The organism is Vibrio jasicida 090810c, from assembly GCF_002887615.1.
Lineage (GTDB): Bacteria > Pseudomonadota > Gammaproteobacteria > Enterobacterales > Vibrionaceae > Vibrio > Vibrio jasicida.
The window spans coordinates 938072-952494 of record NZ_CP025793.1 but is presented as its reverse complement, the minus strand read 5'-3'; the positions used below and the strand labels follow the sequence as shown (position 1 = coordinate 952494).

The window sequence follows — 14423 nt, the reverse complement described above, 5'->3', positions numbered from 1 at the left end:
TTATTCTCCCACCAATCTAGACTTGTAGGACACTTGTTTTAGACGCATCGACTCTACAAAGCAGTCAGGTTGACCTAGTTGGACGTGAATTTGTGCAGGCGTACATTGCTGAGTCTTCATGCGCGTTAACGTTACTTGAATGCTGAGATCATTCGGTAAATGAGGTGCATAGCGGAACGTCACTCTTTGCGGCGCGACAATGTGTGACGGATATTGGCTAAATATCTGCTCTAACATCGTCTTGCTACGCGTTGATCTGTAATCCACCACGTAAGTTGCCTCTTTATCCATCGACTCAATATCGTGAATCAGTTGCTTAATCTGCTTGGTGGTTTCCGCTTGTTTTTTGATCGCAAATTCGAAATTGTGGTGTTCTTTGTACACCAAAGCTTCAGCACCGTTACCACCCAAATAACGCTCTGAAGCGCAACCAAAGAGGGATGAAGTCAATAAAGTAATGAGTACGAGTTTCTTCATTGAATGAAACCTCCTTCAGACAATAAGCGAATCGTTGCATCCGATGTCACTGGGGAATTACCCTCGGAATCAATATTCAACCAACGCGCCAATGTTGATGTTTTTTTGATATATGGGAGTTGAATGTCTTTTGGTTTCATTGGCTCAACCAGATTTACCGTCGCCACGATGATCAACTCAGTGCGTTTTCTGTCTGTCGTTGCCTTACGGAATGCCGCGCCAAGTACAGGGATATCGCCGACAAAAGGAATCTTCTGCATTTTTTCTAAATCCGTGCTGCTCATTAGCCCACCTAGAATGAAGCTATCTCCGTCTGCTAACTCGACCGTCGTTAACGCTCGACGCGAAGCCAGCTGTGGTACTTTTATACCAGCCGCCTCTACATAGCTTTCTACTTCGCTGACTTCTGGGGCTAATTGCATTCGGATCTTATCTTGGCTAAGTACCTTCGCGGTAAGGTCCAACTTAATGCCGAACTCTTTAAAAGTGATGTTGACATTGCTGTCCGTCGATACGATGACCGGCACCTCTCCACCAACGAGGAAACTTGCCGATTCGCCGGAGAGTACGGTTAAATTAGGTTCAGCTAAAACTTCAGCAATTTGGTCATTGCCTAATGCTGTAATCAACGTGCTTAAATTTGCGGCGTCAAACTGATCAAAAACAAACTCACCGACACTAGAACCCACAGAGCTCCAGTCAACGCCTACTGTTTTTCCAAATGATTCGGTGACTTGAGCAACGGAAATTTTGACGTTCACTTGTTGAGTCGTCGCGACTTCAATGCGTTCGACGATCCCTTCCCATGTCATATTTCGCGCGAAAACCATCCCCTCTGGCTCTTCATAGTCGGCACTTTCAGAGCTGAACTCCAACTTCTCGGTTTTGTCCCATCGCTCTGTCTTTTCGCGGCCAAGTAGTGTTGCAACCAATCGATAGATGTCATCACGCGTTGCTTCGGAATCAACAACACCACTGACGGCAACTTGCTCACCAACAGACTGAACCTTGACCTTAGCATCTGGAAAATGGAATTTAAGCTGGCGCCTGACTTCGCTTAAGTCCAAATCAACAATAATGCGATCAGAGAGCAGCACATCATCATCAATCCCGTACACAATCAATCGTGACTGCCCTATTCCATTAGCGAATACCACCAATGTGTTGTCATTGATGATTTTATAATCCGCAATATCAGGATTACTGATGAAGACCTTTCCAATTGGTGTCTTAAGCTGAATATGTTGTCCATCATTGAGCGTAATGGAGCGATTCGCCGCATAAACATTTGTTACGCACAGTAAGCCCATAAAAAAGAGCACAATAGAACGGCAAACTGATTGCTTCATTTGAGGTTGTATTGTCATTACAGAGCCTCTCTTGGGTTGTTGACGTTACCACGCAACTCGTCAATACCAGTGTAATTATCAATAATATTGCGCACTTCTGCGTACTCAGGCTGCTTGTAGGTTTGGCTTCGGTATATTTCGATGTGCATAGTTCTTTGGGCTAACGCAAGTTTGGCTAGGTCATCAGGTCTAACTTCAATGACGACAGTCGTTAAACCATCTTCTTTACTCGGGGCTCGTGCAGTAACAGAACTGTTTTCCCCTTCTCCATCACCGATGTTGAGCACTTTAATATGCTTGAGGAACATTGATGCTTTCACGCCTCTGAAGCGCTTTGGCTTATCAATATTTCCCGCCAAGTTATCATTTGGAGAGCTCACCGTAAGGACATCAATGTATGAACCTGGTCGGATATAATCATTGATTAGATTCTTGTTGCTCACTTCGAGTGGATACAACGTCATTCCCTCCGTGACGAGAAGATCGATATACCCAGGCTGACCAGAAGCGACTTGGTATTCTGGCAACACAACTTCGCCAGGATTCAAATCTCGATTCAATAAAACGGAAGGGGAAAAACTGATTTCAGCGTCTTCTCTCACACCAAGCGTCAATGCCTCGCTAAGTGGGAGCTGTCGTTTTATGACGCCTTGAGCACTTATCGCATGCCCTTTTTCATACGCTTCTGTGGTCGTCCAGACAGCAACATGCTCTTCTTCTTTGTTATCTGCCAATTCAGCGGTAGTTGCTGACTGAGGTTCGCTTTTGAACAAATCGACAACGCCTAGCGCGCCAACTATCAAAGCAACAATAGCAACAAGTAATACCAGTCGAGATCTCATAACGTGCCTATTTTTGGAGGTTTATATGTGTGGCGTATTTTGAGTTAAAATTACTAAGTAAAATCCAACGCTAATTGCTATTCCATATGGGATTCCCTCTTTATTATTCGACGTGTTGCTTATTAGCTTTTGACCTATCAAATAAATAACAGCTAAAAAACCACCAGCAAAAGCCGTCGAAATATAGGCCCACGGCAAATCATGTAAAGGGATTGAAAGAGATAAGACAGCGGCATACTTAATATCACCCGCTCCAATCGAAATCAGAGCGTAAAGTATTAACCCTACCCCTAACACCAGCAAAAAGGTTGTTATTTGAATATCTAACGGTGAAAAAAAACTTTGCAACAAGAGGAGTATGAGCAAGGTGTAATTATGTATTCTTCGGCAAATAAAATCGACAAATGAAACATAAACACACGCAATTGCCAATACTAACAAATACCATTCATGACTCAAAAATAAGACTCTCAGGTTAACTTTTCTGGTTTATTTTCAAAAAACATTTATTAGATAATCTGAATTAACGATGCCAGACCAATGAAAACCATAGGTCTGGCATAAATATCTATCGATATTATCTACATAAAACCAAAGGGTAATATGTTTAATTATGGCGTTGGTTTAGTACCAGCAGTTTTGATCGTATCAGCAATCGTATCAAACGCATTACCCAACTCCTTAATGAAGCCGTTATCACCTACCGCTACGCTAACTAGCACTGCCATTGCAACACCAATTAGACCATATTCAATCGCCGTTACACCACGCTCATCGTTTTTGAATTGCGACAAAAACAGGCCTGTTTTCACGTACAATTTAGTAATCATGTTTTGTTCCTATGAAGTGAATTTACAAATGCAGCCCCATATTAATTAATACTTCCATTCAACAGAAAATAGCCCTTATTGATAAAATCGATAGGCAATCGAAAAAACAACCAAACAAAAAGCAAAGGAAGCCGAACAAAAAACACACAAAACCATATTTTACAAATGGTTACCTTAGTAAAGCGGAGAAGAATAACAAAAATCACTTAAATTAAAACAATGCAAATGATGAGAGGTAGATCATTTATAGAGTAATAAACTATCTACATGATAATTGATTCTATCAAAATGATAGATTTTTGTAATGAATCCTTATGCAAGATAGTAATATGGCAAGAATGAAAGCTGCACTCTTAAATAACTATGCTTTATAAAACGTGTTGAAATACGAGCATCATCACGCTATTGTGTTGCAAATATACAAATTACAATTCAAAAAACTAAAATTTGCTTGCTTTTAAAAGGTTGGTCGAATCATGAAACTGCATTTCGAAAATATTGTTTCGTTTGTAGCTGTAGTTGAAGAGGGTTCATTTAGTTCTGCTGCTCGTAAGCTTGGTAAATCCCAATCTACTGTTAGTACTGCTGTTCAAAATCTTGAATCAGACTTAGGCTTCAATTTATTTAATAGGCAGTATTCTAAAGTCTGGTTGAATGAAAAAGGGAAACGCCTATTTCATTTATCAGCCCCTGTTGTTTCAAAGTACCGCGAATTGATGACAACAGCTCAACAAATGAATATCTCGGAACAAATTGTTTACCGCGTTGGAATAGATCCATTGGTATTCAATCAGGAAGTAAAAAAAACACTGTTGGATTTCTCAGAAGCATTTCCTAATGTGGATCTTCTGGTTGTCACTAAACCAAGTTTTGTATTAGGAAATTACATTAACGAAGGAAAAATAGATCTTGCCTTAGGAAACCCGTACCACAAAACGGGAAACGACTTTAACATTGATGAATTGTTTCACGTCAATTGTTGGTGGGTAGCTCACGAAGACTTAACGCACATTGGTGGTAGTCCATCACAACGCGTTCTTTTAATGGATGGGTGCGAGGAGTTACTCAATTTATCAAACATCGCCGCCTATAATTTGTGGAGACTTGATGATTTAGGGACCATCCTAGACCTATGTAAAGCCCAAAAAGGCATCGCATTTTTGCCGGAGTTTCTTATAGAGGGGAACATAAAAGAAAATAAGCTAAAGCTGATTAACGACCACCCCGATTTTTTTGGCAAAAGAGTCATTGCCTCCCTTTTCTGGCCGCTACATTCTGACTTTAGTTTGTTTAATCAGTGGATCAAAGGGGAGTTGCAAAGTAGCTTAAGAAACCAACAAACGTTCGTTGCAGACCTGGCACAATAACGCTCCGTTGAGCTTTTAACGAAACTCACTTTCGAATAAAAAAGAGCCGCAAACTGCGGCTCTTAGTTTATTTAGTATTCAGGCAAAAACTTATTCTTTACCAAAGACGTTGCTTTCTTGCTATTGCACACGGATGAGCGAAGTACGTTTGACACGACTCAGTGCTTATCCCCCCTCCCCAAAAGCTATAACAACGTTGTTGAGAAGAACTTATCAAGTTTAGTGACGGCTTGATCAACATACTTGTTTTGATCGTAAAGGTCGAAATGTTGCGCCCCTTTAATCTCAAACAACTCAGCGTCAATGCCAGCGTCTTTACCACGTTTTACCGCCACTTCGCTAAAATACGCCGATAGCGCTTCAGTCCCAACGACAGCCAAGAAAGGAGTGTCGCCAAGTAACGCCATGTTTTCTGATGGATTATAAGCGTAGCGTGTATCTAGAGACATAGCAGCGCGCATTGGCGAATAGTTCTCGGCACCGCCACCACGCTCAGGGTTACGATAGTAATCAGCAGCGCGAACCCAAAACTCATTCATTGATTTGGCCTTTTCTGCTGATGGAATGCCATCAACAAGGACGACCTCACCTGTTTCGTAATACTTTTGACGTGCCTCGCTCGCCATTTGGATCTGCTGACGATATTGCTCAACTGGGTCACCCGTAAGTTGGTCCATATACTGAGTTGCACCACCCATACCATAGTCAGTAAAGTCAACAAAACCACTCACTGTCGCAACAGAGTCTAAACGGGTATCCTGCATTGCAACTTGTAAGCTGTATCCAGCACCAGAGCAAATGCCTAACTCACCGATGCGCTGAGGGTCAACGCCTGGAAAATGACTCAAGAATGTAATGGCATTCTTAATATCTTCAACCTTCATGGGCGCATTTTCCATACCGCGAGGATAACCACCGCTTTCACCGTAAGTACGGTGGTCAAAAGCTAGGGTAATATAACCTTTTTTGGCCATTTTCTCGGCGTAAATACCTGCGGTTTGCTCTTTAACCCCACTAGCCGGCGTAATCACTACTAGCGCTGGATAGTTTTTGCTCTCGTCATAATTGGGTGGCAAGAACACATTGCCAGCAATACGAACATTTTCACTAAGAAAAGCGACTTTATTTTTGCCATCGTGATAGTCAGCACCTAAGAAGGTTTCCGCAGCAACAGATGTTGTTACTAAAACGGCACTCGCAACTAACGAAAGGGGGATTAATTTAGTAGTTTTCATATCTTACTCCATAGATTTCTGAGATTTGCAACGTTCCCCGCTGCAACAGATGTATGTTATGAAAACCATAAGTGTTGATATATAGCACTCAAATCAATTCACTATTGCTATTAAACAACAATTAAAAAGATACATTTATAGAAATTGTCACAAGTATCCGTAAGTAAGGCATGACTTAATCCCTGGAGAGATAGCTTAAAGCATGACAATTCTGGCTAACCATAGCCTGTCGCCGTTTTTATTCGACTTTATGCGCCCTGGGTTGAACTAACCGGTATTCTCTCGCCAGCATCACTTCTAAACAAAAAAACCAGCATTGATTCAATCAACACTGGCCTTTGTTTAGCTAGACCGATAGATAATTAGTCCACAAAATATGGCAGTTGTTCTTCAGTCAAAGCACTGTCTTTCGCAAAGTCAGTATGCTTCGTTACCTTGCTCACGTTCCAGTTAGATAAGTCTTGGTTAAATACCTTAGCCTCAGCAAACATGCTTTTCATACGCGTCACATTAGATGTGTCCCAATGACCTATATCTTGGTTAAAGGCTTGGGCTTTATAAAACATAAAATCCATATCCGTCACATTCGACGTACCCCAATCACCTATATCTTGGTTAAAGGCAACTGCGTGAGAAAACATGCCATACATCCTCGTCACATTAGACGTATCCCAAGCACCTATATCTTGGTTAAAGGCATCTGCGTTAGCAAACATGGAATTCATCATTGTCACATTCGACGTATCCCAAGCACCTATATCTTGGTTAAAGGCTTGGGCTTTATAAAACATAAAACCCATATCCGTCACATTCGACGTATCCCAATCACCTATATCTTGGTTAAAGGCATCTGCGTGAGAAAACATGGATTTCATCTTCGTCACATTAGACGTATCCCAAGGACCTATATCTTGATTAAAGGCATCCGCATCATAAAACATGTTATCCATATACTTCACATTTGATGTGTTCCAATAGCCTATATCTTGGTTGAAAGCTTCGGCTCCGCTGAACATAGAACTCATAAGCGATACATTCGATGTGTCCCAATAGCCTATATCTTGGTTAAAGGCTTTTGCACTATAAAACATGTCTCTCATCCCAATTACATTCGATGTATCCCAGTGACCTATATCTTGATTGAATTTGTAAGCCCCCCTAAACATGCCACTCATCCCCGTTACATTCGATGTATCCCAGTGACCTATATCTTGGTTAAATTTCATCTTACCGAAAGAGTTAAATTTACCGAACATGTAATACATTGAGGTAACTTTTGACGTATCCCAGTGACCAATATTCTGGTTAAATTCATATGCACCACTAAACATACCGGACATACTCGTTACATTCGATGTATCCCAATCACCGATGTCTGCATTAAACGATTCACGATCCGTAAATACGCTGGCCATATCCGTCACCTGTGTGGTACAAAAACGAATTGAGCCTTGTTCTAAGTTATCTAATAACGTTTTATTTTTAATTAGAGTGTTATCCACCACGACATAAACTTTCCCGTTTTCAATCATCACGGAGTTAACGGCTTGGTCTGGGCATTTTACCGAGATATCAGCAGCAAAAGCGGTTTGGCTGGCAAGCGCGGTTGCGCCCACTAGAAGTGAGGTAATGGTTCTTTTCATTGTATTTTCCTAGGATTGAATAGACGTTATTGCGTAAAGGTTGGAAGGTTATCTTCAGACAGGCCACTGCCTTTGGCGAAGTCGATATGGCGTGAGACGCGCTTGACTTTCCAGTAGGTTAAGTCTTGGTTAAAACGCTTGGCGCCGGAGAACATGCGATCCATATTGGTAACACGGGAAGTATCCCAGCGGCTGATGTCTTGATTGAAGTGTTGGTCTTTAGCGAACAGGTCGCTCATGTCCGTCACATGGCTGGTGCAGAGTAGGATGTTGCCATCCAGAAAGTTTTGCCAGTAGTCTGAATTGCGGATTAGCGTGTCATTGACGACCACAAACAATTCGTCTTCTTGAACCATCACGGTTCCTGGTTTGTTTGATTCGCAAGTCACCGTTTCTGGTTCACTGGCAAAGGTTTGGCTACAACTTAGTAGCGCGCAGGCGGAAATAATCGAACGTAACTTCATGATTAAGATATCCGTGTCTTATAAAACGAATCTCGATCATATAAAAAGCACTTTTATCAGTTTCACTAATAGAGGCTTTAAATTGACTAAATCAGTAAAAATGCATTCCCTAGCCCAATAAATACCTCACATTAATAACAGAATTCATTATAAAGAGAGCGCTTTGTGAGACGTTCCGATAATTGTGCTGAATGTCATCAGTGTATTTTCCAACCTTTACTTAATTAACGACTATTCACCGTATCAGTACACTTATTAGGTATTTCGTTTTCTTGAGCAAAAAAAAGAGCCGCAAACTGCGGCTCTTAATCTATCTATTTCTATTTAAGCAAAAACTTATTCTTTACCGAATACGTTGTTTTCTTGCTCTTGTACGCGAATGAACGTAGTACGCTTGGTTAGCTCTTTAAGCTTTGCTGCACCTACGTAGGTACATGTTGAGCGAACACCGCCTAGGATGTCTTGGATAGTACCGTGAACGCTGCCACGGAATGGTAGAAGTACAGTTTTACCTTCAGCGGCACGGTAGCCAGCAACACCACCAGAGTGCTTGTCCATCGCGCTCTTCGACGACATTCCGTAGAATTTCATGAACTGCTTGCCGTCTTGCTCGATCACTTCGCCGCCTGACTCTTCGTGGCCAGCAAGCATACCGCCTAACATTACGAAGTCAGCGCCGCCGCCGAATGCTTTTGCAACGTCACCCGCACATGAACAGCCACCATCACCAATGATCATGCCGCCAAGGCCGTGTGCAGCGTCACCACATTCGATGATTGCAGAAAGTTGAGGGTAACCAACACCTGTTTTAACACGAGTAGTACATACTGAACCTGGGCCGATACCCACTTTAACGATGTCTGCGCCCGCTAGGATTAGCTCTTCACACATGTCGCCAGTCACTACGTTACCTGCAGAGATAACTTTGTCTGGGAATGCAGCACGTACACGTTGTACGTACTCGACTAGGTGCTCCGAGTAACCGTTCGCGATATCGATACAGATGAAGATAAACTCATCAGAGATCGCCATGATGTCTTTGGTTTTTTGGAAGTCTGCTTCAGACGTACCGGTAGAAACCATAACGTTGTTTAGTGTTGCTTTATCTGCTGTTTTCGCAAACTCAGCCCAGTCTTCTACTGTGTAGTGTTTGTGAACAGCAGTCATTACACCATGCTCTGCTAGCGCTTTCGCCATTGCGAAGCTACCAACCGAATCCATGTTCGCCGCAATTACAGGTACACCAGACCATTGACGGCCACTGTGCTTGAATGTAAAATCGCGGGTTAAATTTACTTGAGAACGGCTCTTAAGGGTTGAACGTTTCGGGCGAAACAGTACATCTTTGAAACCTAACTTAAGTTCTTGTTCGATACGCATTGTGTAATTCCTTGATTCATATGTATATGTGTCATCTCAGAGTGCGTAGTGAAGTCGTTGGCAGACGAGTTCACTGTTCTTCGGACACAAAAAAACCGGAGCGTTGGCAGACGCTCCGGTTTTCAGCATTATAGGTCGTGATTTATTTCCTACAAGTCTGATATTTGAATTTTTTTTGTGATACCATCTTGGAAATCGCATATCAAAAACACCCCACCACTCTCCAAAATCATAACTTTGTTAACAATATCAAACAGTTAAAACCACCCTTCATTTAATCCTTTGCGCAAACCTTTGCGTTAAACAACGAGAATTTTACCGTTCAACCTCTCATAAACGGTCAAAACTACACCAAACGATACTTATTAGTCGGTTCGTACAAGAATAATTTTCTAATTTTTTTCACGTTTCACATCACTTTTCTGCCACTTTTTTGAGTGTATCACGCACGCACTAGCTCTCTGTGACGTTTATAGCGCATCGAAGTGATTCAATAACATCACTTGCTAATAACCCAATTTCACCTTTTTGTTGAACATTAATGTCCGCAGCGTAACTATGGAGCATCACTCCCAAACGTGCAGCAACAGCAATAGGTAACCCTTTGGCAAGCAGTGCGGCAATGACACCGGATAACACATCCCCCATACCGCCACTGGCCATTCCCGGATTTCCGGCAAGACAAATGTACATTCTCACACCATCATAGATAAGCGTACCCGCCCCTTTAAGAACAACAACACCACCATAACGTTCATGAAGTTGTCTTGCGGCGGCAAAACGGTCTTGCTCTATGTCCTTTGTAGAGACATTAAGTAAACGTGCTGCCTCTCCGGGGTGTGGCGTCATAACGCGTTGCTCATCTCGTAAAACCACCACGTCATTACGCTGATTCAGCATCGCAAGAATATTGAGTCCGTCTGCATCAACGACTTTCAGTTTGTGCTGCTGAGATAAGTATTGATAGGCTTGATGCGCCCATTCATCCTCACCGAAACCAGGACCGAAAACCAAGACATCCGCCCAACGTGTCCGTTTAATCAGTTCGTTATCTGCCTCTTTTAACTCATCAAAAGTAATAGCCTGACTCATGACTTCTGGCACACCAACTTGCAGTGGCAACAATGAGCTTGGATGTGTGACAGAGGCGGTTAACCCAGCCCCTGTTCTTACCGCGGCGGAGGCACATAAACGAATAGCACCGGACATCCCTTGATTGCCGCCTATACATAAGAGCTTGCCATTATTCCCTTTGTGGGCTGTGGCTTTTCTTTTTGGTAGTAGCCTTTTGATGGTTTGATGGTCAATGCCCAACGCACTTTCTTCTTCAATCGACTCAAACTCAACGTTTACACCCAAGCCAGAAAAATGCAGCTCACCAACGTAGTCTCTCGCCTGCCCTGTGCATAAGCCTTGCTTCACACCAATAAAGGTCACCGTATGATCCGCTTGTATGGCATCTCCGAGCACAGCACCGGTGTCCGCACTTAAACCAGAAGGAATATCGATGGAGATGACTGGACAGTGGATTTGGTTTATGTGATCGATATAACGACGATATTCGTGTCTCACTTCTCCATTTAACCCCGTTCCTAACATGGCGTCTATAATCACATCGGCTTCCAATAACGCGGTGTGCCAATCATCCCAACTGTTGATTTCACCATCAACCGTCTGCCAGTCTTCAAACGCTCTTAAGGCATCGCCTTTTAAGGCTGTAACATTTTCGAATTGAAATACTTGCACTTTGAGCTGTGCTTGTTTTGCCAATGTAGCAAAGACATAGCCATCGCCCCCGTTGTTGCCTTTACCACAAACAACCAAGACTGTTCTTGCTCTGGGGTACAAATGAAGAAATCGTTCATATACTGCCATACCTGCGCGTTGCATTAGGCTATACATAGAGACGCCCGCCATTTGAGCTGCGATGACCTCTCCTTTTCTGACTTGTTCTGCAGTGTAGAGTTTAAGAGCGAGATTAAAGTCCATTTTGATCTTCTACGTATTGGGGGAACACGATTTAAGTATACAAAAAAGCCGAGGCGAACCTCGGCTTTTACCATGCTTATTTTTTCAAGCTTACTTTTGGTCTTTCACCATCAAGGCTTCTGCGGTCGCATCTTGAATCGACAGGAACAACGAATTGATTTTCCCTGTTGGGGTACGCATTGGATTTAGCGTCACGTTTTGGTACATAAACTCGGCCTGTTGAGTGACAGGACGAACGTTGCGACATCGGAACAAATACGGACGCTGACGCCAAGTAATAAAACTGCGACAACCCAAATCGTAGACAGGTTTCGTCTTAAGCTTAAACCACTCTTGTGGGATTTCAGGGAAAATATCGAAGATAGAGCGGCCAATCGCATCGTGTGATTGCAAACCACTGTGATGAGTCATAAACCCGTTCCACACTTGCACGTTATATTCTTTATCTATAACGACCAAGCCCATATCGACATTCTGCACCATGTCGACCATCCAATGGAATTGTTCAAATTCTGCAGGTAGATTCAGCATTAGAAGTCCTCCATCAAGTACGACAGTTTGTTATCCAGCAACGGTAATGACTCATCCACGAACATAAACAGAAGATCACAACGAATTGAAGTGCCTTCGATGTTGTAGCTCACTTCAAAGGTCATGGTACGACTGAACGCGCCCGTGGTTGATTCGATAATAGAGTCAATCGAGATATGCTGGCCGAGCAAAACTGGAGGACTTTGGAAAAATCGAACTTCAGATTGCTCGCCTAAACCATTCAAGAAAGAACCAACCAGAATGTTGGAGATATCCATCAGCAGCTCGAGCTCTTCCAACTCTTCACTGTCTGCTGGCACCTTCATCAGTTTCTTAAGATCAGAAACACTGGAATCACTCAGGAGTACGAGTGCTTCACCCGCGATCCCTTCACCACAAAAACCTTGGCACACACCAGAGACGTTGTCTTGTGATGCCAAATCACGTAAAGCCATGTGAAGCTCGCTGACTTCGAAGATGTTTACGTTCGGTAATGGAAGTTGAACAAACACATCGAAATGACGTGCTAGGGCATCCGCTGCCCGGCCAATAGAAACGTTTGCCACTTCCATATAAATATCGCGGCGACGTAAAATCGGCAGCTCAAGCGTGATAGGAGTGATCACCTGAGGGCGTTGATCGGGTTCGACAAGCTCTCTTAACGTCGCCTTAAGCTCATCTTTTCCAATTGGCTTTTGAATAAACGCTTTAGCACCAAGCGCGAATACACGCTCTTTCGCTTTTGGTTGGATATCACCAGACACAACGACGACGGGCGTCTGGATGCCAAGGCGCTTCATATTTTCTAATGTTTCAAACCCATCCATCTCTGGCATGGTCAAATCTAGAAACATCAGTTTGAATTCTTTTTGCGCGAGTTCTTCAAGCGCGTTTTTACCGTGAATGGCAAATGTCACGTCTGCATTTAATGTTGCTGGCAGTGATCTTGCCATCTGTTTGCGTGCTAACGCTGAATCATCACAGATGAGTACAGGAAAAGACATTCAACCACCTTTAAATATTCAACAATCTGCGCAGGAGTCTATCAGATTGTTCGTGCGATACAGACAAAGAGTTGTCGTTTTTTGTTTACTGGGTAAGCATACGCAATATGAATAGATGAGTGAACCTGAGAAAGCAACTATTCCTAAATTCACGGCACATTTAGTGACATAAAACATGAGTGATTAAAACTTCTACAGCCCTTGATACGCAAAGGGTTGCGCTACCTAGAGCAAAATAACTCAAACCGAAAAGGAAAAAGGCACCCTATGTTAGAGTGCCCTGCCAATAGTTCATTTGTATCGCTTTGAAGTGTGCTTTCTATGGCACACCGTGACCTTTTGATGCAACCCAAACTCGGTACCACTGCTCACGAGTCAATTCAATGTCGAGCGCATTCACCGCTGCTTGTACACGCTCAATCTTACCTGAGCCAATGATTGGCATCGGTTTTGATGGTAAGCGACGAACCCAAGCGTAGATCACTTCGTCGATGCTATCTGCACCGACTTCTTCACGAATGGCTTCCAGCTCGTTACGAATACGAACGGCTTGTTCGCTGTCGCCGGTAAAGATAGCGCCGCCGCCTAAGCATGACCAAGCCATTGGACGAGTACGAAGTGCTTGCATTTGGTCGAGTGTGCCATCGTGAGCAACCTCGAAGTTAAGCGGGTTAATTTCCACTTGGTTAGTCACAAGAGGCTTACCTAAACGCGATTGCAATAGTTCGAATTGACGAGGCGAAAAGTTAGACACACCAAAGTGCTTCACTTTACCGACTTTATGTAGCTCAGTGAATGCTTCTGCGACTTCGTCTGCATCCATCAATACGTCGGGACGGTGAATCAACAGGACATCAATTTCATCCACTTTTAGTCGCTCAAGCGAATTATTCACCGATTGATAAATGTGCGCCGCACTTGTGTCGTAGTGGTTGATCTTACGCTCTGGCGTTTTGTCACCACACAAGTTGATATCACACTTAGTGACGATTTGAATTTGCTGACGAACACTTTTTTCTAATGCTAGAGCTTCGCCAAACAACGCTTCACATTCGTAATTACCATAGATATCTGCGTGATCGACGGTGGTAATACCTAACTCAATATGTTGCTTTAGGAATGACAGACGCTCTTGAGCCGTCATGCCCCAATCTACTGCACGCCAATATCCTTGAACCAGTTCAGAAAACTCTGGACCGTTTGGTGCAGTCACTACTTTTGCAACCATGGGTTTTCTCCTTTTCTTAATCTGCTTTCATCCTAGTCTTGTTTTACCGTGGGCTCAACGGGTAAACTTTCGCAATTCGAACTG

Annotated in this window: 14 protein-coding genes; 1 reads left to right on the top strand and 13 read right to left on the bottom strand. The window is 43.1% G+C overall.

The window, feature by feature from the left end; translation table 11 throughout:
• From C1S73_RS21925 to C1S73_RS21905, 5 genes are all read right to left on the bottom strand, one after another.
• On the bottom strand, positions 1-477 hold the full coding sequence (locus C1S73_RS21925) for a hypothetical protein (RefSeq protein ID WP_038868085.1): 477 nt from the start codon (positions 475-477) through the stop codon (positions 1-3).
• A complete protein-coding gene (locus C1S73_RS21920; protein WP_038868086.1) occupies positions 474-1844 on the bottom strand; it encodes a type II and III secretion system protein family protein in 1371 nt (456 codons plus the stop codon). The genes C1S73_RS21925 and C1S73_RS21920 overlap by 4 nt, the downstream gene beginning before the upstream one ends.
• Positions 1844-2668, bottom strand: coding sequence for a Flp pilus assembly protein CpaB (gene cpaB, locus C1S73_RS21915; RefSeq protein ID WP_038868087.1), 825 nt, complete (start codon positions 2666-2668; stop codon positions 1844-1846). Before cpaB ends, C1S73_RS21920 begins: the two co-directional genes overlap by 1 nt.
• A gap of 21 nt (positions 2669-2689) precedes the next feature.
• Entirely contained in the window at positions 2690-3127 is a 438-nt protein-coding gene (locus tag C1S73_RS21910; protein WP_081634761.1) for a prepilin peptidase, read from the bottom strand.
• Between the two features lie 152 nt (positions 3128-3279).
• Positions 3280-3498 (bottom strand): Flp family type IVb pilin, encoded by a 219-nt coding sequence (locus C1S73_RS21905; RefSeq protein ID WP_038868088.1) that lies wholly within the window; start codon positions 3496-3498, stop codon positions 3280-3282.
• Positions 3499-3974: 476 nt separating this feature from the next.
• On the opposite strand from C1S73_RS21905, the gene C1S73_RS21900 reads away from it, so the two are divergent.
• The gene (locus tag C1S73_RS21900) at positions 3975-4865 is read left to right on the top strand and encodes a LysR family transcriptional regulator (protein ID WP_038868090.1); all 891 of its coding nucleotides are present in this window, start codon (positions 3975-3977) and stop codon (positions 4863-4865) included.
• Positions 4866-5050: 185 nt separating this feature from the next.
• On the opposite strand, the gene C1S73_RS21895 is transcribed toward C1S73_RS21900, so the two are convergent.
• The 8 genes from C1S73_RS21895 to C1S73_RS21860 all read right to left on the bottom strand — a co-directional run bounded on the left by C1S73_RS21895 (position 5051) and on the right by C1S73_RS21860 (position 14339).
• Positions 5051-6100, bottom strand: a complete 1050-nt coding sequence (locus C1S73_RS21895) for an alpha/beta hydrolase (protein ID WP_038868092.1) — start codon at positions 6098-6100, stop codon at positions 5051-5053.
• Between the two features lie 362 nt (positions 6101-6462).
• On the bottom strand, positions 6463-7743 hold the full coding sequence (locus C1S73_RS21890) for a BspA family leucine-rich repeat surface protein (RefSeq protein ID WP_038868094.1): 1281 nt from the start codon (positions 7741-7743) through the stop codon (positions 6463-6465).
• Between the two features lie 26 nt (positions 7744-7769).
• On the bottom strand, positions 7770-8207 hold the full coding sequence (locus C1S73_RS21885; protein ID WP_038868096.1) for a BspA family leucine-rich repeat surface protein: 438 nt from the start codon (positions 8205-8207) through the stop codon (positions 7770-7772).
• A gap of 336 nt (positions 8208-8543) precedes the next feature.
• Positions 8544-9587, bottom strand: a complete 1044-nt coding sequence (locus tag C1S73_RS21880; RefSeq protein WP_038868098.1) for a GMP reductase — start codon at positions 9585-9587, stop codon at positions 8544-8546.
• 453 nt (positions 9588-10040) lie between these two features.
• The gene (locus C1S73_RS21875) at positions 10041-11576 is read right to left on the bottom strand and encodes an NAD(P)H-hydrate dehydratase (protein ID WP_095760578.1); all 1536 of its coding nucleotides are present in this window, start codon (positions 11574-11576) and stop codon (positions 10041-10043) included.
• A gap of 90 nt (positions 11577-11666) precedes the next feature.
• The gene (locus tag C1S73_RS21870; RefSeq protein ID WP_038873116.1) at positions 11667-12107 is read right to left on the bottom strand and encodes a PAS domain-containing protein; all 441 of its coding nucleotides are present in this window, start codon (positions 12105-12107) and stop codon (positions 11667-11669) included.
• Positions 12107-13111: a response regulator gene (locus C1S73_RS21865; protein WP_038873114.1), complete on the bottom strand. Its 1005-nt coding sequence runs from the start codon at positions 13109-13111 to the stop codon at positions 12107-12109. The genes C1S73_RS21870 and C1S73_RS21865 overlap by 1 nt, the downstream gene beginning before the upstream one ends.
• A gap of 319 nt (positions 13112-13430) precedes the next feature.
• Positions 13431-14339, bottom strand: coding sequence for an aldo/keto reductase (locus C1S73_RS21860; RefSeq protein WP_038873110.1), 909 nt, complete (start codon positions 14337-14339; stop codon positions 13431-13433).
• Between the last annotated feature and the right edge of the window lie 84 nt (positions 14340-14423).